Genomic DNA, 24,570 nt, shown 5'->3' with positions numbered 1-24,570 from the left:
TACCGGCATGAAGACACTTCGCTGGCGTGCCCAGCAGCGAGCGGAGCAGACGACGAAGCAAGGAACGACATCACGTGACGATCTCGCGTACCCGTGGAGGCTGGCTGGCCGCCGTGGTCTCCGCGGCCCTCGCGGCGACCGGTGGCACACCCGCCCTGGCCGCCCCCGGCTCGCCGGCCGATCCCGGCACCACACCCCCGTCCGCGGCCGGCCTGCCCACCCCTCCCGGCACCCACTCGGTCACCCTCATCACCGGTGACGTGGTGACCACCCGGCGCACCGCGAACGGCGGCACGCTCGACGTACGCAGCCCCGACGGCGTCCCCACCCCGATCCGGGTGGTGGAGGCCGGCGACGACCTGTACGTCTACCCGCAGTCCGTGCTCCCCTACGTGGCCGCGGACACCCTCGACAAGCGACTGTTCAACATCACCCGGCTGATCGCCGACAGCTACGACGACGCGCGCTCCGACCACCTGCCGCTGATCGTGTCGTACACCAACTCGCCGGCCGGGCTGCGCGCCACCGCGCCCGCCGGCGCGACCCGCACCCGCACGTTGAGCAGCATCTCCGGGGCCGCGCTGAACGAGGACCGCGACCAGGCCGACGAGTTCTGGGCCGCGATCACCGCCGCCCCCGCCGCGAAGTCGGCCACCGCGGCCGACGGCACGGCACGCTTCGGCGGCGGGATCGCCAAGATCTGGCTGGACGGGCGGGTGCGCGCCGACCTCGCCGAGAGCACCGCGCAGATCGGCGCGCCCGAGGTGTGGGCGGGTGGCGACACCGGTGCGGGCGTACGCGTCGCGGTGCTGGACACCGGCATCGACGCCGCCCACCCGGACCTGGCCGACCGGATCGCCGAGTCGGCCGTGTTCGTCCCCGGCGAGGAGCTGACCGATCGGATGGGGCACGGCACCCACGTCGCCTCGACCATCGCCGGCACCGGCGCCGCCTCCGACGGCCGGGAGAAGGGCGTCGCCCCCAACGCCCGCCTCCTGGTCGGCAAGGTTCTCAGCGACGCCGGCTCCGGGCAGGACTCCTGGATTCTCGCCGGTATGGAGTGGGCGGCCCGGGACGCCGACGCGAAGATCATCAACATGAGCCTCGGGTCGACCCAGCCGAGCGACGGCACCGATCTGCTCAGCCAGGCGGTCAACTCACTCAGCGCCGAGACCGGCGCGCTCTTCGTCGTCTCCGCCGGCAACAACGGCGCGACGGGCAGTATCTCCACCCCCGGTGCGGCCGACGCGGCGTTGACCGTCGGCGCGGTCGACGCCGACGACCAGCTCGCCTACTTCTCCAGCCAGGGGCCGCGGATCGGCGACGAGGCCATCAAGCCGGAGCTCACCGCACCGGGTGTCGGCGTGCTCGCCGCCCGGTCGCAGTACACGCCCGGGGAGGGCGCCTACCAGAGCATGGACGGCACCTCGATGGCCGCGCCGCACGTGGCCGGTGCAGCCGCCCTGCTCGCCGCGAAGCACCCGGACTGGACCGGCCAGCAGCTCAAGGACGCGCTGGTCAGCACCACCGAAGGCACTCCGCAGTACAACGCGTACCAGGCCGGCACCGGCCGGGTCGACGTCGCCGCGGCGGTGCGGGCCCCGGTCTTCGCCACCGGCACCGTGCACACGGTCATGGGCGACGACACGGTGAAGGCCGGTGGCAGCACGCGACCGGTGACGTACACGAACACCACTCCGCAGCCGATCACGCTGGACCTGGCGATCGACGCGCCGAACGCACCGGCCGGGCTGTTCCGTCTCTCCGCAACGCAGGTGACCGTGCCTGCCAACGGCACCGGCACTGTCACCCTCACCACGGACACCACCCGGGCCGCCGTCGGCAGCCGGTACACCGGGCAGATCACCGCCACCGGACCGGACCGGACCACGCCGGCCCGCACGGCGATCTCCGTCGGTACGTACACCCCGTACCACTGGCTGCGGATGGAGCTGACCGACCGGGCCGGCGAGCCCGCCGCCGGCCTCATCGAGCTGGGCCAGCCGGGCGCGTACGGGCCGGACTTCATCAACACCGACGAGAACGGCGTCGCGCAGCTCTACCTGCCCGAGGGGATCTACTCGGCATTGAGCTTCCTGAACGTCACGGGGGCGCACGGGCCGAACTCGCTCGGTGTGGCCCTGGTCGGTGACCCGGACATCGATCTGCGAGAGGACACCGTGGTCCGGCTGGACGCGAGCGCGGCGCGCCGGCTCGAGTCGCGGGTGCCGCAGCAGACCGCGGACACGTACACCCGGCTGGACTACTACCGGTCGCGAGGTGAGGGACGGTGGCGCTCGTTCATCGAGGGCGGCGTCTTCTACGACAGCTTCTGGGCGCAGCCGACCGGCCGCGACGTGAAGCACGGCGATTTCTACCTGGGTGCCCGGTGGCGTAAGGAGCAGCCGGTGCTCAGCGTCGGCACCGGGACGGTCGACTTCGACGACGTGGTCCGTCAGCAGGGCACCACTCAACTGCCGAAGGGGCGCTGGACGCTGCCCACCGTCTACGCGGGCAACGGCGCCGCGAGCGACTACGCCGGCCTGGACGCCCGAGGCAAGGCCGTGGTGGTCCGGCGCAACCAGGACGTCGGCGACGCCGACCAGGCCGCCGCGGCGACCGCCGCCGGGGCGAAGCTGCTGCTCGTGGTGAGCGACCAGCCCTGGCGGGACGTGCGTGACTACTCGATCGACTTCTTCACCCCCACGCCCATCGAGGTGGCGCTGGTCAGCCTCGACGAGGGCGAGGCGCTGATCAAGCAGATCCAGCGCGGGCCGACGACGGTCCAGGTGACCTCGCAGCCCGTCGCCGACTACGTCTACGACCTGGTGCAGGAATTCCACAACCGGATCCCGCGTGAGCTCAGCCGGACCGAGACGAAGAAGACGCTGGCCCGGATCGACGTGGGCTTCGCCTTCCCGCCCGGTCAGACCCGGGGCGGCGAGTTCCGCTTCGACTGGCCGTCGTACTCCGACTGGGGCATCGGTCAGACCAGCAACCGCCCACTCGCCCCGGTACGCACCGACTGGGTCTCCACCGGCGATCTCTACCAGTGGGGCCAGGAGGCGTACGTCGAAGCCGGCACCTACCAGATCGACGAGCGGACCGGCTACCCGGCGGGCAGCAGCGGGACGGAGCGATTCTTCGAGCCGATCGAACGGCCGCACCTGAACAACAACTTCAAGCTGCCCACCCGCTCCGGTGACGCCCTCAACCTGGACGTGCCCGGTTGGGGCGGCGCCGACCACGTCGGCATGGCGATGAACGGCGCCACCCAGACCAATCAGCTCTACCAGGGCGACGAGCTGCTCGCCCAGGGCAGCAGCACCTGGATCAGCGGAACGGCGCCGAGTGAGGGCGACCTCCCGTACCGGCTGGTGGTCCGGACCACCCAGGACCCGACCGCCGGGGCGTACTCGACGCGCACCGAGTCGGACTGGACGTTCCGGTCGAAGGCGCCGGCCGCCGGCGTGGAGTCGAGCGTGCTGCCGCTGCTGCAACTCGACTACGCGGTGGACACCGACACCACCGGCACCGCGAAGCGGAACAGCGCGCTGACCGTCTCCGCCGCTCACCTGCCCGGCGTCGCCGGTCACGGCGGCATCGGCCCGGTGACGCTGGAGATCTCGTACGACGACGGCGCGCACTGGCAGAAGCAGTCGTTGAGCCGGACGAAGGACGGTGCCTGGACGGCGAAGCTGAAGGCCCCCAAGGGGGCGTCGTACGTGTCGCTGCGGGCCCGCGCCGCCGACGGCTCGGGCAACGCGGTCGACCAGACCGTCATCCGCGCCTTCGGGGTGCGGTGACCGCCTGACGGTACGAACCCGGGGGCCACGGCGTATGCCGTGGCCCCCGGGGCTTTCCGCCGGTGGCCCCGGCCCGCCGCCCGGTGAGTCCCGGCGGGCGACAGTCGGGGCGGCGCGTTCCGGCCGGGACGGGGCGCGCTCAACGGCCACCGGTCCCGGTCCGGACGGGCGGGGGTCAGTGGCCGCGACGCAGCCGGATCCAGCGGTAGCCGCGACCGGCCAGCTGGAGCCGCTCCAGCTTGCCCACCTCGCCGTAGCCACGGTCGGTCAGCACGTCGATCGGCTGATCCGCCTCCGGTTGGAGCAGGCTGAGGTCCACCTCGACGTCGTCGGTGCCGAGGTTGTGCAGGAAGACCATGGTCCCGGTGACACCGTCGGCGCGGTGGGCGAGGACACCGGGTGGCATCGGCACGTCGATGTGGGTGGTCGAGCCGGAGCCGATCTCCGGGGCCTCACGCAGGGTACGGATCATCCGCTCGAACCAGGCGAGCAACGACCTCGGGTCGCGACGCTGGGCGGTGACGTTGACCTTCTCGTAGCCGTACTCACCCTTGTCGATGACCGGCCGGACCAGTTTGCCCGGCTCGGCGGTGGAGAAGCCGGCGTTCTCCTTGAAGGACCACTGCATCGGGGTACGGATCGCGTGCCGGCCGGGCAGGGACAGGTCCTCCCCCATTCCGATCTCCTCGCCGTAGCGCAGCACCGGCGTGCCGCGCAGTGAGAACTGCAACGCGTACGCCAGCTCGATCCACCGCCGGTCGTTGCCGAGCATGGGCGCGAGCCGGCGACGGATGCCCCGGTTGTAGAGGCGCATGTGCTCGTCCGGCCCGAACTGCGCGTAGACCTGGTTGCGTTGCTCGGCGGTGAGCCGGGACAGGTCGATCTCGTCGTGGTTGCGCAGGAAGGTGGCCCACTGCGCGCCCGTCGGCAGCAGGGGCGTGTCGCGCAACGCCTCGATCACCGGCTCCGGGTCCTGCCGGGCCAGGGCGAGCATCAAGCGGCCGTTGAGCATGAAGTCGAAGAGCATGTGCAGCCGGTTGGCCGAGCCGCCGCCGTCGCCGAAGTAGACCGGCAGCTGGTCCGGTTCGACGTTCGCCTCGGCCAGCAGGATCGCGTCGCCCCGGCGCCACTGGACGTGTTGACGCAGGTCGGTGAGGAAGTCCAGGTCCTTCGGCGAGTTCGGGTTGCCCGGCTCGGTCAGCTCGATGATGAACGGGACCGCGTCCATCCGGAATCCGGAGACGCCGAGCTGGAGCCAGAACGACATGATCTTCTTGACCTCGGCGCGTACCGCCGGGTTCGCCATGTTGAGGTCGGGCTGGAACCGGTAGAACCGGTGGTAGTACCACGCCTTCGCCGTCCGGTCGTAGCTCCACGTCTCCTTCTGCTCACCGGGGAAGACCATGCCCTGCTGGCGGTCGGACGGCTCCTGCTCGGACCAGACGTACCAGTCCCGGTACGGCGAGTCGGGCGAGGATCGGGCGGACTGGAACCACGGGTGCTCGTCGGAGGTGTGGTTGACCACCAGGTCGATGATGACCCGGATGCCCCGGTTGCCGGCCTGGTGCAGCAGCTCGGCGAAGTCGCCGAGGGTGCCGAAACGTGGGTCCACGTTGTAGAAGTCGGTGGCGTCGTACCCGTCGTCCCGGTTCGGTGACGGGTGGATCGGGTGCAGCCAGAGACAGGTCACGCCGAGCCGGGCGAGGTAGTCGAGCCGGCCGATGAGTCCCGGGATGTCACCGACTCCGTCCCCGTCGGAGTCCGCGTACGTGTCGATGTCGAGGCAGTAGACGACCGCCTCGGAGTACCACCTGTCGCCCATGCCCGTTCAACTTCTCCGATCCGTCGCCCGGGCAAACAAACTCGCGGTCCCACCGGTAGCGTGCCGATCATGCGCGACGCACCCCACACCGAACCGGTCGACTGGTCCACCGGTAGCTGGCTGCACCAACCGGTAAGCGTGGCGGGCACGCCCGAGGGAGGACTCGTGGTGGAGCCTTCCGCCGGCAGCGACCTCTGGCGGCACACCAGCTACGGCTTCGTGCACGACGACGCGCCGGCGCTGCTCGCCCCGTTGCCCACCGGCACGGCCGTCGAGGTGAGCTTCCGGCTGGAGTGGACCGAACAGTTCGACCAGGCCGGTGTGCTGGTACGGGTCGACGAGCGGAACTGGATCAAGGCCGGGGTGGAGGTCAGTGACGGCCAGCCGCAGGTCGGCGCGGTGGTTACGCGGGAACTGTCGGACTGGTCGGTCGCCCCGGTGCCGGAGTGGGCCGGGCGGGAGGTGACCGTCCGGGCCAGCCGCGCGGGCGACGCGCTCACCGTACGGGCCCGGGTGGCCGGGGAGCCGTGGCGGCTGGTACGGCTCGCCCCGCTCCCGCCCGAGGCCGAGGTGAGCGCGGGCCCGTTCTGCTGCTCGCCGACCCGGGGCGGGCTGGTGGTCCGGTTCACCGGTTGGCGTCAGGGGCCGGCCGACGCGGCTCTGCACCCGGAGGGGTGACGGCGCGGGTCCGAGGTGTGGCGCTGCCGTCGGTGGGTACAGGAAGCGATCCCCTCCGGTAGCGGAAAGGATCGGCCATGGCGAGCGCCCAGGACGTCGACCCGACCCAGCTCGGCGGGTTGACCGGCTGGGTGGCCGGCGTCATCGACGCGATGGGGGCGCTCGGCGTCGCGCTGCTCGTGGCCCTGGAGAGCGTCATTCCGCCGATCCCCAGCGAGATCGTCCTGGCGATGGCCGGCTTCCTGGCCGGCGAGGGACGGTTCAACGTGCTCGTGGTGACGCTCGCCGCCACCGCCGGCTCGCTGCTGGGTGCGCTGATCCTCTACTGGGTGGGCGCCGCGGTCGGCGAGGACCGGTTGAAGCGTTGGCTGGACCGGCTGCCTCTGGTCGACCTGGACGACCTGGAACGCGCCGACCGGTGGTTCGAACGGTACGGCCGCTGGGCGGTCTTCTTCGGCCGGATGATGCCGGTGGTGCGCAGCCTCGTCTCGATCCCCGCCGGGACGAACCGGATGCCGCTGGTGCAGTTCGTCGTGCTGACCACGCTCGGCAGCGGGCTCTGGAACGGGCTCTTCGTCGGCGGCGGGTACGCGCTCGGCTCGCGCTGGCAGCACGTCGAGCGGTACAGCACCTGGTTCGACTACGGCATCCTCGCGTTCTTCGCGCTCATGATCACGATCTGGGTGGTGAAGAAGGTCCGCCGCCGCAGTGGCCGCGGTGACCGTCCGAAGGTCACGGCCGGAAGCTGAGCGCGTACCGGCCCAAGGAGCGCCAGGCCGACGTCGCCGGACACCGGGCGCTCCTTGGGCACTCGTCAACGTCGGGATGTTGCGGTGTTCGCGGGGCTTGCCTGGGGCCGGCGCAGCACCGCCTGCTCCAGCGCCGTCCAAGCCGTCGTGGTCACCAGGTAGAGCACCGCGGCCAGCGGGAGCACCAGCGCCACCAGCACCGTCGTGTAGGGCAGCAGCGGCAGCAGCCGGCCGAGCAGAGCGGCACCCGGCAACCCGGCTGACGCGCCGTCGCCGTCCCGGGCCGACCCGCCGCCCATTGGCACCGGGACCGGCGTACCGACGCCCGGCCCGGCGGCGGCGCGGCGCATCCGCCGCGACGACAACCAGGCCAGTACCGCGAGAGCGGTCAGCAGCAGGGCGAAGAGCGGCCCGGCCGCCCCGGCCAGCCCGTCACCGAAGTGGTGGCCGAGCGGCACTCCGGCCAGCCGCTCGTCGAGCAGGCCGGTGCCGCCCTCGGCCGTGCTGAACAGCCGGTACGTCACCAGCAGGAAGGGCGCCTGGAGCAGCATCGGCAGGCAGCCCGCGACCGGGTTGGCGCCGGCCGACCGGTAGAGCGCGAAGAGCTCGCTCTGCAGGCGGGCCGGGTCGTTCGCGTACCGCTGCTGGAGCTGGCGGACCTGGGGCGCGAGCGCCGCACGACGCCGCTCCCCGCGGACCTGCGCGACGGTCAGCGGGGAGATCAGCAGCCGGACGGCCACGGTGAAGAGCACGATCGCGGCGGCCGTGGCGACGCCACCGGCGATCGGTTCGAGCAGGGCGGTGAGGTGGGCGAGCGCGGTGCCGGCGACGCCGACCACGGCGGGCAGGGGCGCGAAAGCGAGCATGGCAGATCCCTCGGTCGATTCCGGGTGGTTCCGGCCTGGCTCTCAGCCGGGCGGAACGGATGACGGCGGAATCGGCCGCGGAGCGCAGGCTGGTCCGGGACCGTCACCGGTCCCGGTGCACGGCCGGACGGCCCGACTGCGCTATGCGGCCGAGGGTCGGCGGCCGGGTGCGCGGGGGCGCGGTCGCCCGGGCGCGTCCGGATCCAGCTGGCGGGGCACCCGCCGGGACCGGGACCGGGCCCGCAGGCCGGTGGCGCGCGCACCGGCGTGCGGCGCGACGTCGAGCAGCAGCGCCGCCGCAGCGAGCAGGGTGGCCAGCAACATCGCCGCGCCGAGCGCGGCTCCGGCGAGCAGACCGGCCGGCTGGTCCGCGAGCATGGCGAGCTGGGTGCAGGCGTACGCCCACAACCCCAACGCGAACCCTGACCCGAGCACGGCGCCACCCTAGGACCGGGCCGCAAGGCGTCTGATCGAGGCGCGGTGCGCACGCCCGGGCCACCCGGCGGCAGGCGACGGTGCCGACGGGCCGGGCCGGCGTCGCACGTCGGACACGCCGGTGCGACACGCCGCACACCCGCCGAGCTGCGTTTCCCGGCTTCGCCACCCTGGGTAACCACCGGGGCGAAGCCGGCGCGGACGTACCGCGACCAGCAGGAAACGGACGGTGATGGGGATGACGGGCCAGCTGGCGGAGGCACCCGAACGGAGGGCGGACGGGACCGACCTGCTCACGGTGGGTGTCGAAGAGGAGTTCCTGCTCGTCGACCCGCACACCGGTGCGGCCGTGCCCGCCGTCGACCTGGTGCTCGAGCAGGTGCCGCCGGAGCTGCGCGGGCAGGTCGAGCGGGAGTTCCAGACCAGCCAGATCGAGATCGGCAGCCCGCCCGGGCTGGAGCTGAGTTCGATCCGGCATTCGCTCGGGGTACTGCGCTCCGCGCTGGCCGACGCGGCCGAGCGGGCCGGCGTACGCCTGCTGGCCATCGGCACCGGGCCGGTGGACGGCCCGGTACCGCCCGTGGTCGACAAGCCCCGCTTCGATCGGATGATCGAGCGGTTCCGTCTGCTCGTCCCCGGTCCCGGCAACAACGGCATGCACGTGCACGTCGGCGTCCCCGACCCGGAGATGGGCGTCCAGGTCCTCAACCACGTCCGACCCTGGCTGCCGACGCTGCACGCGGTGACCACGAACTCCCCGTTCGCGCGGAGCGAGGACACCGGCTACGCGAGCTGGCGGTCGGTGGAGTGGGAGCGCTGGCCATCGGTCGCGCCCACGCCGTACCTGGAGTCGCACGAGCACTACGAGCGGCTGATCCGTCAACTGATCGCCAGCGGGGTGATGCTCGACGAGGGGATGCTCTACTGGTACGCCCGGCTGTCGGCGAAGTACCCGACCGTGGAGATCCGCATCGGGGACGTCTGCCCGTCGGTCGACGACTCGGTGCTCGTCGCGGCGCTCGTCCGGGCGATGGTGGCGACCGCGATCGAGGACATCGGGGCCGGGCGTCCGGCCCTCCGCACCGACCACCACCTGTTGGTGGGCGCGCACTGGCGGGCCGCCCACGACGGGCTGGAGGGGGACGGGGTGGACGTGACCACCGGCGAGCTCCGACCGGCGTGGGAGCTGCTGGACCGGTTCGTCGAGCGGATGCGCCCGGCGCTGGAACGCCACGACGACTGGACCGAGGTGGCCGACCTGCTCAGCGGGTTGCGCCGACACGGCACCGGCGCGGCGCGGCAGCGGGCGGTGTTCGCGCGCACCGGGCGCCTCGCCGACGTGGTGCAGGACGTTGCGAGGCAGACCCGCGGCACGCACGTACCGTGACAGGATGAATCCGTGGCGCAACGGTTGATCGTGATCGGTGGGAACGCCGCCGGGATGTCGGCGGCGTCCCAGGCGCGGCGCCGCCGCGGCCGGGACGAGCTGGAGATCATCGCCTTCGAGCGGGGACACTTCACCTCGTACTCGAGCTGCGGCATCCCGTACTGGGTCAGCGGGCTCGTGGACGGGCCGGAGAAGTTGGTCGCCCGATCCCCGGCGACGTTCCGTCAGCGGTTCGAGATCGACGTACGCATGCGACACGAGGTGGTCGGGATCGACCTGGACCGTCGCGAGGTGATCGCCCGGGACATCGTCGGTGGCGGCGAGGTCCGCGAGCGCTTCGACGATCTCATGTACGCGACCGGCGCGCTGCCGATCCGGCCGCCGTGGGCGGTGACGAACTCCGATGGCGTGTTCGGGATGCAGACCCTCGACGACGGTGCGGCGCTGATCGACTGGCTGGAGGGCGAGCCGAGGCCGCAGCGGGCGGTGGTGGTGGGCGGCGGCTACATCGGGGTGGAACTCGCCGAGGCGCTGCTGCAGCGTGGCCTCACGGTGACCCTGGTCGAGAAGGCCGACCAGCCGATGTCCACGGTGGACGAGGACATGGCGGAGGTGGTCGTCGACGCGATGCGCGAGCTGGGCGTCATCGTCCGCACCGGGCTCGGTGTGACCGGGATCGAGGAACGGGACGGGCGGGTCAGTGCGGTGGTCACCGAAGAGGGCCCGATCCCGGCCGACGTGGTGGTGCTCGGCCTGGGCGTACGCCCCGACACCGCCCTCGCCGAGGCGGCCGGCATACCGCTCGGTCCGTCCGGAGCCGTTCGGGTGGACCGGCGGATGCGGGTGCCGGGGCTGCCCGGGGTCTGGGCGGCCGGCGACTGCGTCGAGTGCCTGCACCGGATCAGCGGGATGCCCGTGCACGTGCCACTCGGCACGCACGCGAACAAGCAGGGCCGGGTGGCCGGCACGAACATCGGCGGCGGCTACGCCACCTTCATGGGGATCATCGGCACGGCGGTGACCAAGGTCTGTGACCTGGAGGTGGGACGCACCGGGCTGCGGGAGCGGGACGCCACGGCGGCCGGGTTCGAGTTCGTCTCGGTGGTCGCCGAGTCCACCAACCGGGCCGGCTACTACCCGGGCACCCGGCCGATGACCGTCAAGCTGATCGCCGAACGGCCGAGCGGCCGGCTGCTCGGGGCGCAGATCGTGGGCTGGTCCGAGGCGGCGAAGCGGATCGACACGCTGGCCGCGGCCCTCTGGAACGGCATGACGGTGGACGACATGACGGCCCTCGACCTCGGCTACGCACCTCCGTACGCGCCGGTCTGGGACCCGGTGCTGATCGCCGCCCGCAAGGCCGTCGACGTGCTGCACCACGCCGGGCGGTAACCGGCGCGGGCCCCGCGTCGGCCGCCCGATCTTGTCGGGGGTGCGGGTTAGCGTGCTTCCGTTGTCGCGCCGGCGATCCGCCGGTCGCCCACCTCTTTCCCGGAGGCATCCCCCCATGGCTCAGGAGACGACCTACCTCGAACTGTCCGAAGTGGACGGAGGCGCGCACAAGTTCTACGAGGTGGTGGTCGAGGACACTGCCATGACCGTCCGCTACGGCCGGATCGGCGACCAGGGGCAGGTGAAGACCACCGCCTACCCGGACAATGCCCGCGCCCGAGCGGCCGCCGCGAAGAAGATCGGCGAGAAGATCCGCAAGGGGTACGCCCCGGCGGTGCGCGGCGTACGGCAGAAGCGCTCGGTCTCCCGCCGCCAGATCGTCAGCACCCGCTCCACCGCGCGCACCGCACCGGTGCTCTGGCGTTACGACTCGGGCGCACCCGCCTTCGGCATCTTCGTCGACGGGCAGAGCTGCATGGTGGGCAACGAGCACGGCGTGATCACCACCCTGGGCCACGACGCCCGGGTGCTGAACCAGGTCCGGCTCCCCGACGGTGTGAAGTGCATCGTCGCCGACGACGCGTGGATCTACGCCGGCTGCGACGACGGCAACGTCTACGACCTCTCCGGGAAGGTGCCCCGGGTGGCGTACGCGATCGCCCCGGACATCGACATCTACTGGCTGGACATCCACGACGGCGTGCTCGGTGTCTCCGACCGCGAGGGCGGCATCGCCGCGATCGACCACGAGGACGAGTTCCTCTGGCGCCGCCCGGGCCGCGGCCGCTCCGCCTGGATGGTGCGCTGCGACCCGGACGCGCTCTACCACGGCCATTCGCGGGGCGTCACCGGCTACGACTGGCGCACCGGCCGGGAGCTGTGGCACACCGACACCGGCTCGGTCCTGTTCGGTTGGCAGGAACGGGACACCGTCTTCGCCGGCACCGGCACCCGTGAGGTGGTGCGGCTACGCAAGAACGGGCGGGCCGAGCGGACGTACCGCTGCGACGCGGCGGTCTTCTCCTGTGCCACCGCCGAGGGCGGCCGCTACGTCTTCGCGGGCGACAGCGCCTCCTCGATCTACTGCTTCGACGAGGCCGGCAACCGGCTGTGGAAGCTCGGCACCGGCTGCGGCTCGGCCTACTCGATGCAATACCACGAGGAACGGCTCTACGTGGTGACCACCAGCGGCCACCTCGCCTGCATCGACGCCAGCGAGCCGGCTATCCGGGCCGCCGAGGCGGGCAGCGTGCCGGACGTCGTCGACGTGAAGGCTCCGTCCCGGTTGCCCGAGCCGGCCGCCTGGACCTCGGTCGAGGTGACCAGCGACGACCGGTCCGGCGTGGTGGTGCACTGCGTCGAGCAGGGCGGCCGGCTGCGCATCCACGTCCTGTCCGACGGCTACCAGCGCGACTGGCCGGTGCAGTTCCCGAAGGGCATCCGGGAACCGGGGGCCCGTTACCTGGTCACCGAGGTCCGGGAGTCCGGCCGGGGCGGCTTCTACCGGGCGTACGGCGACATCCGCCGGTTGCGCTGACGGCTCCGGTCCGGGGGCGGAGCGGGACCGCCCCCGGACCGGTCAGCGACAGGACCACCGGATCGGAGGATCACTCAATGGCGACGCCAGCGGATCGCCCGCATCACCACGCCCGGTCCGCCCGGCTCGACGTCCAGTTGGCCGCCGATCATCGCCGCGTCGTCGCTGACGCTCACCGCCACCGTTGTACCGATATCGAGCGCGAGGTCCAGGATGGTCGCATGACGGATCGCCTGGAGATTCCCGACGGACTGCGCTGGGTCGAGGGGACCGGGGCGGGGCGGGCCTGGTTGGCCGAGCTGCCGGACCAGGTCGCGGCCTGTGTCGCCCGCTGGTCGCTGCGGGTCGGTCCGCCGTTCCCGTACGCCTACGCCTCGCTGGCGATGCCCGCCGAGTTGCCCGACGGCACGCCGGCGGTGCTCAAGCTCCAGTACCCGGACGCGGAGAGCGAGCACGAGGCGACCGCGCTGGCGCGGTGGGCGGGTGCGGGTGCGGTCCGGCTGCTCGAACACGACCCGGCGCCGCGGGCGCTGCTGGTCGAGCGAGCCGTCCCCGGCAGCCCGCTCTACGAACTTGCGCCCGAGGCGGCGCTGGACACCATGGTCGCGCTCCTGCCCCGCCTCTGCGTACCGGCCGGCCCGCCGTTCACCTCGCTCGCCGAGGAGGCCGCCGGCTGGGCGGAGCGGATGCCGGGCAAGTGGGAGCGGGCGAACCGGCCGTACGAACGGCGGCTGCTGGACGCCGCCCTCGGCTTCCTCGCCGACCTGGTGCCGAGCCAGGGCGAGCAGGTGCTGGTCAACCAGGACCTGCACGCCGGCAACGTGCTGCGGGCGACCCGCGAGCCGTGGCTGGTCATCGACCCGAAGCCGCTGGTCGGCGAGCGTGAGTTCGCGGTGGCCCCGGTGGTGCGCGGCGCGGAGCTGGGGCACTCCCCCGTGGCCGTCCGGCACCGGCTCGACCGGCTCAGCGCCGAGCTGGGCCTGGACCGGGACCGGGCGCGGGGCTGGACGATCGCGCAGACACTGGCCTGGAGCATCGGCGACGGTGCCGTCTTCCCCGCTCAGGTCGACGTGGTCCGCTGGTTGCTCGACGACGCGCGCGGTGAGCCCGGACCTTCGTCACCGGCCGGGCCGGCCGAACACCGGCCCTGGGAGTTGGGACACCGGCCGGGGCAGGCGGGACATCGGCCTCACCAGCCCTGGCGGATGGAGTATCGGTCCTACCGGCCCTGACAGGTAGGGCACCAGTAGAGGTTGCGGCCGGCGAGTTCGCCGCGGCTGACCGCCGTGCCACAGACGTGGCAGGGCGCGCCGGGACGGCGGTAGACGTACACCTCACCACCGTGCCGGTCGACTCGCGGCGCCCGGCCCATCGCCTCCGGCAGGTGCTCGTCGCGCACAGTGTCGATGCGGCCCTGCCGCACGGCGAGGGTCATCAGCGTCACGAGGTCGGCCCAGAGCCGATCCCAGCCGGCGCGGTCCAGCGCCTTGCCGGGCAGCGTCGGCGCAAGGCCGGCGCGGAACAGCGCCTCGGTCACGAAGATCAACCCCGTGCCGGCCACCACGGACTGGTCGAGCAGGAGAGCGGCGAGCGGCGTCGCGCTGCGGGAGATCCGGGCGTACGCCCGATCGGGGTCGGCGTCGGCGCGCAGCGGGTCGGGCCCCAGCCGGGCCCGCAGCGCCGCCACCTCGGGCGGGGTGAGCACCTCGCACGCGGTCGGACCGCGCAGGTCGAGCCAGTGCCGGTCGTCGGGCCGCGCCCGCGAGCCGTCGTTGCTGAGCCGCAGCCGTACCTGGCCGACCGGCTCGGGCGGCTCGCCGACGCCGTCGGTCACCTTGCCGTAGAGCCCGAGGTGCACGTGCAGGGTCAGCTCGCCCGCGTGGTGGTGCAGGAGGTGCTTGCCGTACGCCTCGGTGGCCTCCAGAACGGTTCCGGTGAGCCGGGCGGCGCCGTCGGCGAACCGGCCCTGCGGGCTGCTGGCGTGCACCGTGCCGCCGGCGAAGAGCTCGGCGTGCCGGGCCGCCAGGCGGTGGATGGTGTGTCCCTCTGGCACGGGTGCCAAGGGTAGTCAGCGGCGATCGCGCCTGCCATGTGCCCTGATCGGAGGGGTCGTCGTGCGCTCGGTTGCCCACCGGCCCCACCTGCCCGGCGGGTGACCACGCGCCGGGCGACGTGTCAGAAAACGGCCAGCCGGGTACTTCGGTGCACGTACCGCGTGGGTGCCATCCGTTCCACGGCCGCCCCGCATTCCCGAGGAGGTGTGTTGTGGTCAGAATTCCTTCGCTGTCGCGCCGCCCGACGCGCGACGAGAACCTCGACGGCGGTGACGCCTCGGTCGCCACCGCCCCAGCGCCGGAGGGCGCGGACCGTCCGGACGCGACGCCGGCGGCGATGACCGACCGGACGTCGTACCGCGACGGCACCGCACCCGCCGGTGTCCCCGGCACCGAAACGAGGACCGCCACCCCGCCCGCCGGGTCCACGGCCGCCACGCGTGGAGCGGTCGCCCGCGCCGCCACCGCCCGGCCGACCGGCGGCGAACTTCGGCCCGATCCGTCGCCCGCCGGGCCCGGAGCGGACCGGACCGCAGGCCTCGACGGCGACCGGACCGTACGCCCGGAGCGGGACCGCCCGGTCGACGCGGCCGGACGCCGGGTCGAGCCGGACCGTCCGGTCGTGCTCGGCCCCAAGCCCCGGGCCAGCCTGCTCGCGACCCTCGGCCTGGTGGTCGGGGTCGCCGGTGCCCTGTTCGTGCTGACCGGAACCCTCGCGGGCTACGGGATCGGACTGGGTGCGATCGGTGCGGTCCTGTCGGTGCTGGGCCTGATCGCCACTCGACGTCGGCACATCGCCGGCAAGACCGACGCCCTGTTCGGCATCGCCCTGGGCCTCGCCGCGGTGGTCGCCGGGGTGCTGGCGATGACCGGCCTGTTCGACTGGCCGAGCACCGACGGCGACTGGGTGCAGCGGTTCCGGGAGTGGCTCGACTCACAGTTTGTGGATCGTTTCTAGCGGGCACTGTCCGGCTCGCCGGCGGTGCGCCGGCCACCAGGGCCGGTGGTTCACCGGCCGGGCCCGACCAGTCTGGTGGTTCACCAGCCGGGCGACACAGTTTCAGGGGCGGCGGTTCGCCGCCCCTGATGTGTTTCCCGCCGGCGCCCGTCCTGCCGGCCGCCCGGCGACGACGCGCCGGCTTCATCGATGTCGTGGCGGTCCCATCCCGTCTCGGCCACCGCCTCGTTGATCGAGCATGACCCCGCCCAGTTCCCGTGACGGTCGCCACCCGGCGGGCGCGGAAGCGCTCGCACACAACGAATCGTCGGTCAGGATGGCTCAGACGCAACGAACAGACGTCCTGCGCAATCCTCTGCGGTGGATCCTGCCGGCCCGGGCCGCATAACGTTGACCAACGGCGCCAGCCCGTGGGCCGACGGTGGCCGGGCGCGCCCGACCCCTGGGAGCAGGACAATGACGATGGACGCGACGCGCCAGCGCTTCCTGATGTGCCTGCCGACGTACTTCGCCGTGGACTACGCGATCAACCCGTGGATGGACCCGACCGCGCCGGTCGACACCGACCTGGCCGTCCGGCAGTGGGAGCAGCTGCGGCAGGTCTACCGCGACCTGGGACACACCGTTGAGGAGATCACTCCGGTGCCGGGTCTGCCCGACATGGTCTTCGCCGCCAACGGCGGCACGGTGATCGACGGCAAGGCGATGGCGGTGCAGTTCCGCGACCCGCAGCGCGCCGACGAGGCCCCCGCCTACCGGGCCTGGTTCGAGGCGGCCGGCTTCGAGATGTACGAGCCGAAGCACGTCAACGAGGGCGAGGGCGACATTCTCCTCGCCGGCGACCTGCTGCTCGCCGGTACCGGCTTCCGCACCGCACACGCGTCGCACGCCCAGTTGCAGGAGGTCTTCGGCTACCCGGTGATCACCATGCAGCTGGTCGACCCGCGCTTCTACCACCTGGACACCGCGCTGACCGTGCTCGACGAGCGCACGGTGGCGTACCTGCCGGAGGCGTTCTCCCCCGGCAGCCAGGCGGTGCTGCGCCGGCTCTTCCCGGACGCGGTGCACGCCACGATGGCCGACGCCGAGGTCTTCGGCCTGAACTCGGTCAGCGACGGCCGGCACGTGGTGCTGCCGGCGCAGGCCACCGGCCTGGCCGCCAAGCTGCGCGACCGGGGCTACGAGACCATCGGTGTCGACCTGTCCGAGCTGCGTAAGGCCGGCGGCGGACCGAAGTGCTGCACGTTGCGACTCCGACAGGGAAAGGCAGACAAGTGATCGTCGACGACATGCTGCGGACGCCGGGCGCGGTCCGCGACGCGGAGCGCTGGACCGCGCACAACTACCACCCGCTACCGGTGGTGATCTCCTCCGCCGAGGGCGCCTGGCTGACCGATGTGGACGATCGCCGTTACCTCGACTTCCTGGCCGGCTACTCGGCGCTGAACTTCGGCCACCGCCACCCGCAACTGGTCGCCGCGGCGCACGCGCAGCTCGACCGGCTCACCCTCACCAGCCGGGCGTTCATCCACGACCAGTTCGCGGACTTCTGCCGGGAACTGGCCGAGCTCTGCGGCAAGGACCTGGTGCTGCCGATGAACACCGGCGCCGAGGCCGTGGAGACCGGGATCAAGGTCGCCCGCAAGTGGGGCTACCAGGTCAAGGGCGTACCGGCGGGGCAGGCCAACGTCGTGGTCGCCGAGGGCAACTTCCACGGGCGTACGACCACCATCGTGAGCTTCTCCACGGACGAGGACGCCCGGGCCGACTTCGGGCCGTACACCCCCGGGTTCACCGTGGTCCCCTACGGCGATCTGGACGCGTTGACCGCCGCGATCGACGAGAACACCGTCGCCGTGCTGATCGAGCCGATCCAGGGCGAGCAGGGCGTGGTGGTGCCGCCGGAGGGCTACCTGCCGGGCGTACGCCAGGTCTGCACCGACCGCAACGTGCTCTTCATCGCCGACGAGATCCAGTCGGGCCTGGGCCGCACCGGGGCGACGTTCGCCTGCGACCACGAGGGCGTGGTCCCGGACATGTACCTGCTCGGCAAGGCGCTCGGCGGCGGCATCGTGCCGGTCTCCGCGGTGGTCGCGAACAACGACGTGCTCGGCGTGCTCAAGCCCGGCCAGCACGGTTCGACCTTCGGCGGCAACCCGCTGGCCTGCGCGGTCGCCGTCGAGGTGGTCCGGATGCTGGCGACCGGCGAGTTCCAGCGCCGCTCCGCCGAGCTGGGCGAGCGGCTGCACGCCGGCCTTCAGGAGCTGGTCGGCAAGGGCCTGGTCGCCGTACGGGGCCGGGGCCTCTGGGCCGGGCTGGACATCGACCCGGCGCTGATGACCGGCCGCGAGGCCTGCGAACGGCTGATGGAGCGGGGCCTCCTGGCCAAGGACACCCACGGCTCCACGATCCGCCTCGCCCCGCCCCTGGTCGTCACCGAGGAGGAGATCGACCACGCAGTGGCCCAGCTAGCCGCCATCCTCACCCCCTAACCCCCCACCCCACCCTCTCCCCTCCCTCCCCGCCCCCAGATCACCGGGGCCTGGGCGGGGCCTGAGGGCCTGGGGGCCTGGGGTGGGGGTGGGAGCGGGGGGGTGGATGGGGTTAGGGGCGGGGGAGGCGCATGGCCATGGTGGGGGCTTCCGCCATCACGGAGGTGGGGGTGAACGGCGCGCCGGCGGGCAGTTCCTCGGCCCGGCCGATCTGCACCCCCGGGTAGAGCTCGACCATGTCGTTCTCACCGAGCACCCGCGACTGCTTCGGCGCGAGCGGGATCCGCTCCGCGTCGGTCATCGACCCGCCCGGACGGATGCCCGAGCCGTTCGTGCTGACATCGGTCACGATCACCTCACCGACCCGCAGCTCGAGATGAAGGTGGTTGCGGCTGATCCAGCGCCGCGCCTCGTCGTTCAGCCACTGGCCGAGCACGATCCCGCCCTCCCCCTCGGGAGCCCGGCCGACCAGCACCGGCTGCTCCTCGCTGACCACGAACCGGCGACGCACGAGCCCGCCGATCCGCACCGCGAGGACCTCGGTACGCGGACGCGGGCCCACGTCCCCGAGCCGGGTGCCGTGCCGGGGACAGGTCGGCACGCCGTTACGCAGCGCCGGTGGCGCCTGCTCGGCGGGGCTGCGTTGTACCCGGGCCAGGTCGGCGAAGGAGCCGCCGCCACCACCACCGAAGAGTGCGCAGCCAGACTCCGGGCACCGCCACTGCCGGGTGAGCAGCTTCGCCCCGGCCGGGGAACGACGGCCCGCGACCGGTTTGTCGCCGCCCCCGACGTGCGCCACGAGGTTCGGCCCGCCGGCACCCGGCACCGGGGCGAGGACCCGACCGGGCTCCTCCGCCACCCAGGGGAACCGTCCGCGCAGCCCGTCGAGACGGGCCCGGGTGAGCACCGGAAGGCCGAGCAGGTCGGCCACCTCCAGCATCCGGTCACCGGGCTTGTCGAGCACCTCGACCAGCCCGTCGTCGGCCCACCGGCGCACCACCATCCGCTCGTTGGAGGTGAGGTCGGCGTCGGAGAGCAGGGCCCGGTGTACCACGGCGTAGACCTGGACGCTGTCCTCCTCCAACTGCCGGGAGAGGGCGTCGATCACCATGCCGAGCCGGAGCAGGCTGGCCGGTCGGCCACCGTCGATGTCCTGGTAGCGGATCACCTCGGCCAGGTCGAGGACGGCCCGGGCCAGCGACGGGTCGACGCAGACCCGCCCCTCGATGGCGTCCAACACCTTGCTGATCTCGAATCTCATCGGGCGCTCCGAACGATCTCGTCGATGCGACGGGCCAGGTCGAAGTCACGGCGGGTGACCCCGCCGGCCGAGTGGGTGACGCATCGGAACGTCACGGTCCGCCACCGGATGTCGATGTCGGGGTGGTGGTCGATCTCCTCGGCCGTCACGGCGACCCGGTCCACCACCGCGATGGCGGCCGGGAAGCTGGCCAGCTCGACGCTACGGCTGATCCCGGTCGGGTCACCCGACCATCCGGCCAGCCCGCCCAGTTCCTGTTCCACCGCCTCCGCGGTGAGCACGTCTGCCATGGGGTGACCCTACCGGGGCGGGAAGCCCCGGCAGGCGGTGCCCGACGGCGGGTACGGGCGGAGTGCCGAACCGGGGTGGAACCTCCCAGCCTCAGCCCCGCAGCGGACGCCCCACCTCGTGCAGGTGGGCGAGCGCCTGCCGGTACGAGTCGACGAGCCCGGTCTCGGCGTACGGGACGCCGCGTTCGGCGCAGTACGCCCGCACGATCGGCTGGGCCCGGCGCAGGTTCGCCCTCGGCATGTTCGGGAAGAGGTGGTGCTCGATCTGGTAGTTGAGCCCGCCCAGCGCCGTGTCGACTAGCCGGCCACCCCGTACGTTGCGCGAGGTGAGCACCTGCTTGCGCAGGAAGTCCAGTTCGTCGTCGCCCGTCGGCATCGGCATGCCCTTGTGGTTCGGGGCGAAGGAGCAGCCCATGTAGAGGCCCCAGAGTCCCTGATGTACGGCCGCGAAGAGCAGCGCCTTACCCGGCGACATGGCCAGCAGCAGCGCAGCGAGGTAGCCGGCCGTGTGCACGCCCAGCAGCAGCGCCTCGATCCGCCGGTGCCGCATCGGCGTCTGGAACCGGCCGTCCGGCTCCCGGCCGATGATCGCCCGGATGCTCGCCACGTGCAGGTTGAGCCCTTCCAGCAGCAGCATCGGGAAGAACAGGTACGCCTGCCGCCGGGCCAGCCAGCGTCCGAAGCCGCGGGTGTCGAGGGCCTGCTCGTACGTCCAGACCAGCGCGCCGGCACCGACGTCCGGGTCCTCGTCCTCGTGGTTCGGGTTGGCGTGGTGCCGGTTGTGCTTGTCCACCCACCAGCCGTAGCTGAGCCCCACCGCGAGGTTGCCGGCGAGCAGGCCGACCGCCTCGCTCGGGCCGCGCCGGCGGAACATCTGCCGGTGCCCGGCGTCGTGGCCGAGGAACGCGACCTGCGTGGTGGCCGCCGCCAGCGCGACCGCGACCAGCGGCTGCCACCAGGAGTCGCCGAGCGCGAAGACCGCTACCCAGCCGGCGGCGTAGGCACCCAGCGTGAGCGCGATCCGGGCCGCGTACCAGCCGGGACGCCGCTGGAGCAAGCCCGCCTGACTGATCCGTCGGGACAACTGTGCGTAGTCACTCCCCCGCCGTACCGGCGGATCCGCCACCGCTGACAGCACCATGGCCGCTCCCGTTTCCTCGACATACGGTCGGCCATCACGGCTCGACCCCCGCCATCGAGTCTCCGGAGATCGGTAGCGTTGAGTAACCCTGTCAGCCCCCGAGTGGGGGTAGGGAGGGCCCTACCCGCTCGTCCCACGCGTACCGGGCAGCGGGCAGCAAGCGATCACGGCCGGGTGTGCTCGTACACCCAGGCCGCGTAGCCGGGATCCCCGCTCTCCACCCGGGTCACCAGGATCTCCGGCACCTCGTACGGGTGGTTGACCCGGATCTGGTCGACCAGCGCGGCCACCCGGTCCGGGGCGGTCTTGAACTGCACCGACCACTCGGTGCTGGTCTCCACACCGGAGCGCCACCAGTACGTGCTGTCGACCTGCCCACCGACCTGCGCGCAGGCGGCGAGCCGGCCGGCCACGGCGGCCGCCGCCAACACGTCGGCGACCGAACGAGCGTCCACCACGGTCGTCACCACGCTGATCTGGTCCACGACCGCACCCTACGCGGCCGGGTCACCGTCGCTCATGGCCACACCGTCCCGATTTGCCGCGATCCACTCATCGATCCGGGCCCACCAGTCGAAGAGCCAGTCGATGCGTTCCTGCCGGGTTCGCGGAACCTCCTCGGGCGGCACCGACCAGAACCGCATCACGATCCGCTTGTCCATCGGCAGCTCACGCCAGACGTCGCCGACGGTCAGCATGCGGTCCAGTCCGGTGTGCGCCACGAAGACGACTCCGGCCCCCGGGGCGGCGTCGAGCGCGGCCAGCAGCCCACCGGGTTGCGGGGCGAGCACGTGCCGCATCCGCTCGGCCCGCAGCGCCATCCGCTCCAGGCCCAGCGACCGCAGGCGGGCGATGGCGCGCAACCGCCGCTTGGGCGTGAAGTTGCCACCCTCCGGGAAGATCACAAAAGCGTCGTCGTCGTCCAGGCCGTCGGCCAGGTTTCCGATCTGGCGGATCGCCACCTCCGCCCGGTCGTGGTCGGGTGAGGGCGCGATGAACCGGCTCGGCAACCGGTTGAGCAGCACGTCGATCGCCGGGTCCCACTGAAGGCTGTCCTTGAGCACGATCCGCGGCTCGCGCTTGAACCAGTTCACCAGGGCGTGGATCAGGATGAACGAGTCGCCGGGCCCGGCGTGCCGGCAGAGCACCAGCTCGGGGCGGCCGGGCAGGGCCGTGTCCGGGTCGGCACCGGTCACGTCGATCCGCAGCCGCAGCGTCCAGCGGGCCTGCCAGAAGAGCGCCCGCAGGAACCAGCCGGCGAGCAGGTAGTGGGCCCGCTGGAAGGCCGGCGAGCGGACCCGGGCACCGAAGCCGGACCCGACCCAGAGTCCGAAGAGCGCGATCAGCGCCGCCGCGTCCCAGGCCAGGTAGACGCAGCCGATCCAGAGCAGCCGTACCGGGCGCAGTCGACCGGGAACCAGTGGTGACAGGGCCGCCGCGAGCAGGGCCCAGGCCGGCAGGGTGGTGACCACCACGACGGCGAGCAGGACCACGGTGGGTGCCAGCAGCACCCGGCGCACCCACCGTGGCGGCAGCGGCATCAACGCTCCAGGTTGGCCAGGTACCGCCGCGAGGCCGTGTACGCGCGGCTGATCCGCCGCCCCACGGCAGCCACGTCCCGGTACGCCCACGGCGTGTCGTCGCGGGGGTTCAGCCCACCGGTCGGCAGCACGTGCACCTCGACCCCGTCGGGCAGCGCGGCCATCTCCCGGAAGAACCGGTGCCGCCGGGCGATCTCGAACGCGACCTGGGCGATCTCCCAGGGCCGGCGCGGCGGGGAGAGCTCCCGTTCGATCCGGCCCACCTGGAGGACGAAGATCCGGGTGGCGCCGGCCGTGACCGCCTCGCCGATCGGGATCGAGTTGACGATCCCACCGTCGATGTAGTGCGCGCCGTCGATCTCCGTGGGCGGCAGCAGTCCGGGCACCGAGGCGGAGGCGAGCACGGCCGGCACCACCGGCCCGCTGTCGAACCAGTGCTCGGCGGCCCGCTCGATGTGTGCCGCACAGCACCGGAAGGGCACCCGCAGGTCGGCGAAGGTCGTCTCGGCCCCCAACTCCGACTCGAGCAGCCGGCGCAGCGGGCGCGGTGAGTGCAGGTGTGTGCGGGCGGCGAACCGGCGCAGCTGACGCGCCACGGAGTCGCCGTACACCTCGCTCGCCTCGGGCGACGCCCACAACTTGACCAACCGATCGGTGACTGCTTCGGACGGGTCCGCGGCGACCAGCGCGCCGTTGACCGCACCGATGGAGGTGCCGAGCACCAGGTCCGGCTGGATGCCGGCCCGGAACAGCGCGCGGAGCATGCCCACCTCGACCGCGCCGAGCACGCCGCCACCGCCGAGCACGAACGCCACCGGTCCCCCTGCCATGCCGTTCATCCTGGCACGACCGCGGGACCCGGCCGCCGGTCAGCCGGGTGAGCCCGGCCACCCCGGCCGCCGGTCCGCATCGGACGCCGGGCGTCCCGAGGCCGGCCGGCCGGAGTACGACCGCGCGGAACTGCGCCGCCCGGGCAGCGAGCCTGGGTACGGCGGAGTCAACGGCCGGTGAGCCGAACCGGCTCCCGGACCGTCCGCCAGGGCGCGGCCGCGACGTGCCGGTAGACCGCCTCGTAGCCCAGCGCCATGCGGCTCGTGGAGAAGTTGGCCTCGACGTGCGCCACACAGTCCGCCGGGTCGAGCCACTCCACGGCCCGCAGCGCCGCAGGCAACTCCTCGGGCCCCTCGCACACGAGGCCCGTCACCCCGGTCGTCACCAGCTCCGGCACCGCACCTCGGGCGAGCGCCACCACCGGGGTGCCGGTGGCCATCGCCTCGACCATCACCATCCCGAACGGCTCATCCCACTGGATCGGCATGATCAGGCATCGGGCGTCGAGGAGCATCCGTAGGGTGCTCTCCCGGTCGGCGTTGAGCACCACCTCGACGTCGTCGCCGAGCATCGGCGCCACCACCTCGTCGTAGTACCGGCGCTCGGCGGGCTCGTTGCACTTGCCGGCCAGCAGCAGTGGCAGGCCGGCGGCGCGACAGGCTCGGATCGCGACGTCCGGTCCCTTGTCCGGGCTGAACCGCGCCAGCCACAGCACCGGCCCCGGAGCGGGCGCCGTTTTGCGTGGCAGGTCCCGCAGGTCCAGGCCGTTGTGCACCGTCCCGACCCAGGGCAGCCCTGGGTTCAGCCCGCGCTGTGCGTGCGAGATGGCGACCAACCCGACGCCGTGGTCGGTGTCGCTGAGCACGCTGCCGTACTCGCCGACCGGATTGCCGTGCACGGTCGCCACCGTCGGCACGCTGCGCCGCCCCGCGACGAGTGGGCCGATCGTGGTGTGATCGTGGATGACGTCGAAGTCCGCACGGTCGATCAAGCGGCGTATCCGGGCCAGGTGGGCCAGTTCGGGCAGGGACTCGCCGAGCCGCGCGTACTGCAGCTGCGACTCGGTGGAGACGAAGGCCTGCGCGCTGGTCCCGTGCCACTCCCCTGCGCCGAAGAGGGTCACCGCGTGGCCCCGGCGCACGAGGGCGTCCACCAGGCCCGCCACGACCTGTTCCAGCCCGCCGTAACCGGGCGGCGGTACGGAGAGCCACGGCGGCACGACCATCGCGATGCGCAGCGGCCGGCCGGCCGGTCGCTCGCTCGTCGGATGGGTCGCGCCCAAGGGTCCTCCCGTCGGTTCCCGGTGCGCGCGGTACGCCGGTGCACGGCC

The 24,570-nt window shown here is 72.6% G+C and carries 21 protein-coding genes; 10 read left to right on the top strand and 11 right to left on the bottom strand.

What is annotated here, in order from left to right:
• Positions 1–74 precede the first annotated feature (74 nt).
• Positions 75–3,806, top strand: coding sequence for a S8 family serine peptidase (locus AB0F98_RS07690; protein WP_357730264.1), 3,732 nt, complete (start codon positions 75–77; stop codon positions 3,804–3,806).
• A 175-nt stretch (positions 3,807–3,981) separates the two neighbouring features.
• Here AB0F98_RS07690 and AB0F98_RS07685 read toward each other — a convergent pair whose 3' ends face one another.
• Positions 3,982–5,628 carry an alpha-amylase family protein gene (locus AB0F98_RS07685; RefSeq protein WP_357730261.1) on the bottom strand — a complete coding sequence of 549 codons (1,647 nt, stop codon included), beginning with the start codon at positions 5,626–5,628 and terminating at the stop codon, positions 3,982–3,984.
• A gap of 69 nt (positions 5,629–5,697) precedes the next feature.
• Here AB0F98_RS07685 and AB0F98_RS07680 point away from each other — a divergent pair, with 69 nt between their 5' ends.
• Together AB0F98_RS07680 and AB0F98_RS07675 are read left to right on the top strand one after the other, a co-directional pair.
• Positions 5,698–6,306, top strand: coding sequence for a DUF1349 domain-containing protein (locus tag AB0F98_RS07680; RefSeq protein WP_357730258.1), 609 nt, complete (start codon positions 5,698–5,700; stop codon positions 6,304–6,306).
• A gap of 77 nt (positions 6,307–6,383) precedes the next feature.
• On the top strand, positions 6,384–7,055 hold the full coding sequence (locus AB0F98_RS07675; RefSeq protein WP_357730254.1) for a DedA family protein: 672 nt from the start codon (positions 6,384–6,386) through the stop codon (positions 7,053–7,055).
• A 65-nt stretch (positions 7,056–7,120) separates the two neighbouring features.
• On the opposite strand, the gene AB0F98_RS07670 is transcribed toward AB0F98_RS07675, so the two are convergent.
• Positions 7,121–7,921 (bottom strand): membrane protein insertase YidC, encoded by an 801-nt coding sequence (locus AB0F98_RS07670; protein ID WP_357730250.1) that lies wholly within the window; start codon positions 7,919–7,921, stop codon positions 7,121–7,123.
• Positions 7,922–8,062: 141 nt separating this feature from the next.
• Entirely contained in the window at positions 8,063–8,356 is a 294-nt protein-coding gene (locus AB0F98_RS07665; RefSeq protein ID WP_357730246.1) for a DUF6412 domain-containing protein, read from the bottom strand.
• 238 nt (positions 8,357–8,594) lie between these two features.
• Between AB0F98_RS07665 and AB0F98_RS07660 the strand changes: the two genes are divergently transcribed.
• The 4 genes from AB0F98_RS07660 (at position 8,595) to AB0F98_RS07645 (ending at position 13,904) form a co-directional block, all read left to right on the top strand.
• Positions 8,595–9,743, top strand: coding sequence for a glutamate--cysteine ligase (locus tag AB0F98_RS07660; protein ID WP_357730243.1), 1,149 nt, complete (start codon positions 8,595–8,597; stop codon positions 9,741–9,743).
• A 12-nt stretch (positions 9,744–9,755) separates the two neighbouring features.
• Complete coding sequence (locus AB0F98_RS07655; RefSeq protein WP_357730240.1) at positions 9,756–11,135, top strand: FAD-dependent oxidoreductase; 1,380 nt, start codon at positions 9,756–9,758, stop codon at positions 11,133–11,135.
• Positions 11,136–11,250: 115 nt separating this feature from the next.
• Positions 11,251–12,672, top strand: coding sequence for a WGR domain-containing protein (locus AB0F98_RS07650; RefSeq protein ID WP_357730237.1), 1,422 nt, complete (start codon positions 11,251–11,253; stop codon positions 12,670–12,672).
• Between the two features lie 221 nt (positions 12,673–12,893).
• Positions 12,894–13,904 carry an aminoglycoside phosphotransferase family protein gene (locus AB0F98_RS07645; protein ID WP_357730234.1) on the top strand — a complete coding sequence of 337 codons (1,011 nt, stop codon included), beginning with the start codon at positions 12,894–12,896 and terminating at the stop codon, positions 13,902–13,904.
• Here AB0F98_RS07645 and AB0F98_RS07640 read toward each other — a convergent pair.
• Positions 13,892–14,725 (bottom strand): DNA-formamidopyrimidine glycosylase family protein, encoded by an 834-nt coding sequence (locus AB0F98_RS07640; protein ID WP_357730231.1) that lies wholly within the window; start codon positions 14,723–14,725, stop codon positions 13,892–13,894. The genes AB0F98_RS07645 and AB0F98_RS07640 overlap by 13 nt on opposite strands.
• A 212-nt stretch (positions 14,726–14,937) precedes the next feature.
• Between AB0F98_RS07640 and AB0F98_RS07635 the strand changes: the two genes are divergently transcribed.
• From AB0F98_RS07635 to rocD, 3 genes are all read left to right on the top strand, one after another.
• Positions 14,938–15,684, top strand: coding sequence for a thrombospondin (locus AB0F98_RS07635; protein WP_357730229.1), 747 nt, complete (start codon positions 14,938–14,940; stop codon positions 15,682–15,684).
• Positions 15,685–16,146: 462 nt separating this feature from the next.
• Positions 16,147–16,962 carry a dimethylargininase gene (ddaH, locus tag AB0F98_RS07630; protein ID WP_357730226.1) on the top strand — a complete coding sequence of 272 codons (816 nt, stop codon included), beginning with the start codon at positions 16,147–16,149 and terminating at the stop codon, positions 16,960–16,962.
• The gene (gene rocD / locus AB0F98_RS07625) at positions 16,962–18,176 is read left to right on the top strand and encodes an ornithine--oxo-acid transaminase (RefSeq protein ID WP_357730915.1); all 1,215 of its coding nucleotides are present in this window, start codon (positions 16,962–16,964) and stop codon (positions 18,174–18,176) included. Before ddaH ends, rocD begins: the two co-directional genes overlap by 1 nt.
• Before the next feature lie 112 nt (positions 18,177–18,288).
• Here the strand turns inward: rocD and AB0F98_RS07620 are convergent, their stop codons facing one another.
• From AB0F98_RS07620 to AB0F98_RS07590, 7 genes are all read right to left on the bottom strand, one after another.
• Positions 18,289–19,437 (bottom strand): FHA domain-containing protein, encoded by a 1,149-nt coding sequence (locus AB0F98_RS07620; RefSeq protein ID WP_357730223.1) that lies wholly within the window; start codon positions 19,435–19,437, stop codon positions 18,289–18,291.
• The gene (locus AB0F98_RS07615; protein WP_357730221.1) at positions 19,434–19,727 is read right to left on the bottom strand and encodes a 4a-hydroxytetrahydrobiopterin dehydratase; all 294 of its coding nucleotides are present in this window, start codon (positions 19,725–19,727) and stop codon (positions 19,434–19,436) included. Before AB0F98_RS07615 ends, AB0F98_RS07620 begins: the two co-directional genes overlap by 4 nt.
• A 91-nt stretch (positions 19,728–19,818) precedes the next feature.
• Complete coding sequence (locus AB0F98_RS07610) at positions 19,819–20,868, bottom strand: acyl-CoA desaturase (RefSeq protein WP_357730218.1); 1,050 nt, start codon at positions 20,866–20,868, stop codon at positions 19,819–19,821.
• 164 nt (positions 20,869–21,032) lie between these two features.
• Positions 21,033–21,353, bottom strand: coding sequence for a divalent-cation tolerance protein CutA (gene cutA / locus AB0F98_RS07605; RefSeq protein WP_357730215.1), 321 nt, complete (start codon positions 21,351–21,353; stop codon positions 21,033–21,035).
• Between the two features lie 9 nt (positions 21,354–21,362).
• The gene (locus AB0F98_RS07600) at positions 21,363–22,409 is read right to left on the bottom strand and encodes a 1-acyl-sn-glycerol-3-phosphate acyltransferase (protein WP_357730212.1); all 1,047 of its coding nucleotides are present in this window, start codon (positions 22,407–22,409) and stop codon (positions 21,363–21,365) included.
• Positions 22,409–23,239: a patatin-like phospholipase family protein gene (locus AB0F98_RS07595; protein WP_357730209.1), complete on the bottom strand. Its 831-nt coding sequence runs from the start codon at positions 23,237–23,239 to the stop codon at positions 22,409–22,411. Before AB0F98_RS07595 ends, AB0F98_RS07600 begins: the two co-directional genes overlap by 1 nt.
• 167 nt (positions 23,240–23,406) lie before the next feature.
• Complete coding sequence (locus tag AB0F98_RS07590; protein ID WP_357730912.1) at positions 23,407–24,465, bottom strand: glycosyltransferase family 4 protein; 1,059 nt, start codon at positions 24,463–24,465, stop codon at positions 23,407–23,409.
• Positions 24,466–24,570 lie beyond the last annotated feature (105 nt).

Origin of the sequence: Micromonospora sp. NPDC023737 (assembly GCF_040639715.1) — a bacterium.
GTDB lineage: Bacteria > Actinomycetota > Actinomycetes > Mycobacteriales > Micromonosporaceae > Micromonospora.
The sequence above is the reverse complement of the archived record's forward strand: the minus strand, read 5'-3'. Positions and strand labels throughout refer to the sequence as shown.

What these genes read in the sequence shown, in the direction of transcription:
- AB0F98_RS07685 (WP_357730261.1), bottom strand. Translation starts at nt 5,628, where the DNA reads ATGGGCGACAGGTGGTACTCCGAGGCGGTCGTCTACTGCCTCGACATC.
- AB0F98_RS07680 (WP_357730258.1), top strand. Translation starts at nt 5,698, where the DNA reads ATGCGCGACGCACCCCACACCGAACCGGTCGACTGGTCCACCGGTAGC.
- AB0F98_RS07675 (WP_357730254.1), top strand. Translation starts at nt 6,384, where the DNA reads ATGGCGAGCGCCCAGGACGTCGACCCGACCCAGCTCGGCGGGTTGACC.
- AB0F98_RS07670 (WP_357730250.1), bottom strand. Translation starts at nt 7,921, where the DNA reads ATGCTCGCTTTCGCGCCCCTGCCCGCCGTGGTCGGCGTCGCCGGCACC.
- AB0F98_RS07660 (WP_357730243.1), top strand. Translation starts at nt 8,595, where the DNA reads ATGACGGGCCAGCTGGCGGAGGCACCCGAACGGAGGGCGGACGGGACC.
- AB0F98_RS07650 (WP_357730237.1), top strand. Translation starts at nt 11,251, where the DNA reads ATGGCTCAGGAGACGACCTACCTCGAACTGTCCGAAGTGGACGGAGGC.
- AB0F98_RS07645 (WP_357730234.1), top strand. Translation starts at nt 12,894, where the DNA reads ATGACGGATCGCCTGGAGATTCCCGACGGACTGCGCTGGGTCGAGGGG.
- ddaH (WP_357730226.1), top strand. Translation starts at nt 16,147, where the DNA reads ATGGACGCGACGCGCCAGCGCTTCCTGATGTGCCTGCCGACGTACTTC.
- AB0F98_RS07620 (WP_357730223.1), bottom strand. Translation starts at nt 19,437, where the DNA reads ATGAGATTCGAGATCAGCAAGGTGTTGGACGCCATCGAGGGGCGGGTC.
- AB0F98_RS07615 (WP_357730221.1), bottom strand. Translation starts at nt 19,727, where the DNA reads ATGGCAGACGTGCTCACCGCGGAGGCGGTGGAACAGGAACTGGGCGGG.
- AB0F98_RS07610 (WP_357730218.1), bottom strand. Translation starts at nt 20,868, where the DNA reads ATGGTGCTGTCAGCGGTGGCGGATCCGCCGGTACGGCGGGGGAGTGAC.
- AB0F98_RS07600 (WP_357730212.1), bottom strand. Translation starts at nt 22,409, where the DNA reads ATGCCGCTGCCGCCACGGTGGGTGCGCCGGGTGCTGCTGGCACCCACC.
- AB0F98_RS07595 (WP_357730209.1), bottom strand. Translation starts at nt 23,239, where the DNA reads ATGGCAGGGGGACCGGTGGCGTTCGTGCTCGGCGGTGGCGGCGTGCTC.
- AB0F98_RS07590 (WP_357730912.1), bottom strand. Translation starts at nt 24,465, where the DNA reads ATGGTCGTGCCGCCGTGGCTCTCCGTACCGCCGCCCGGTTACGGCGGG.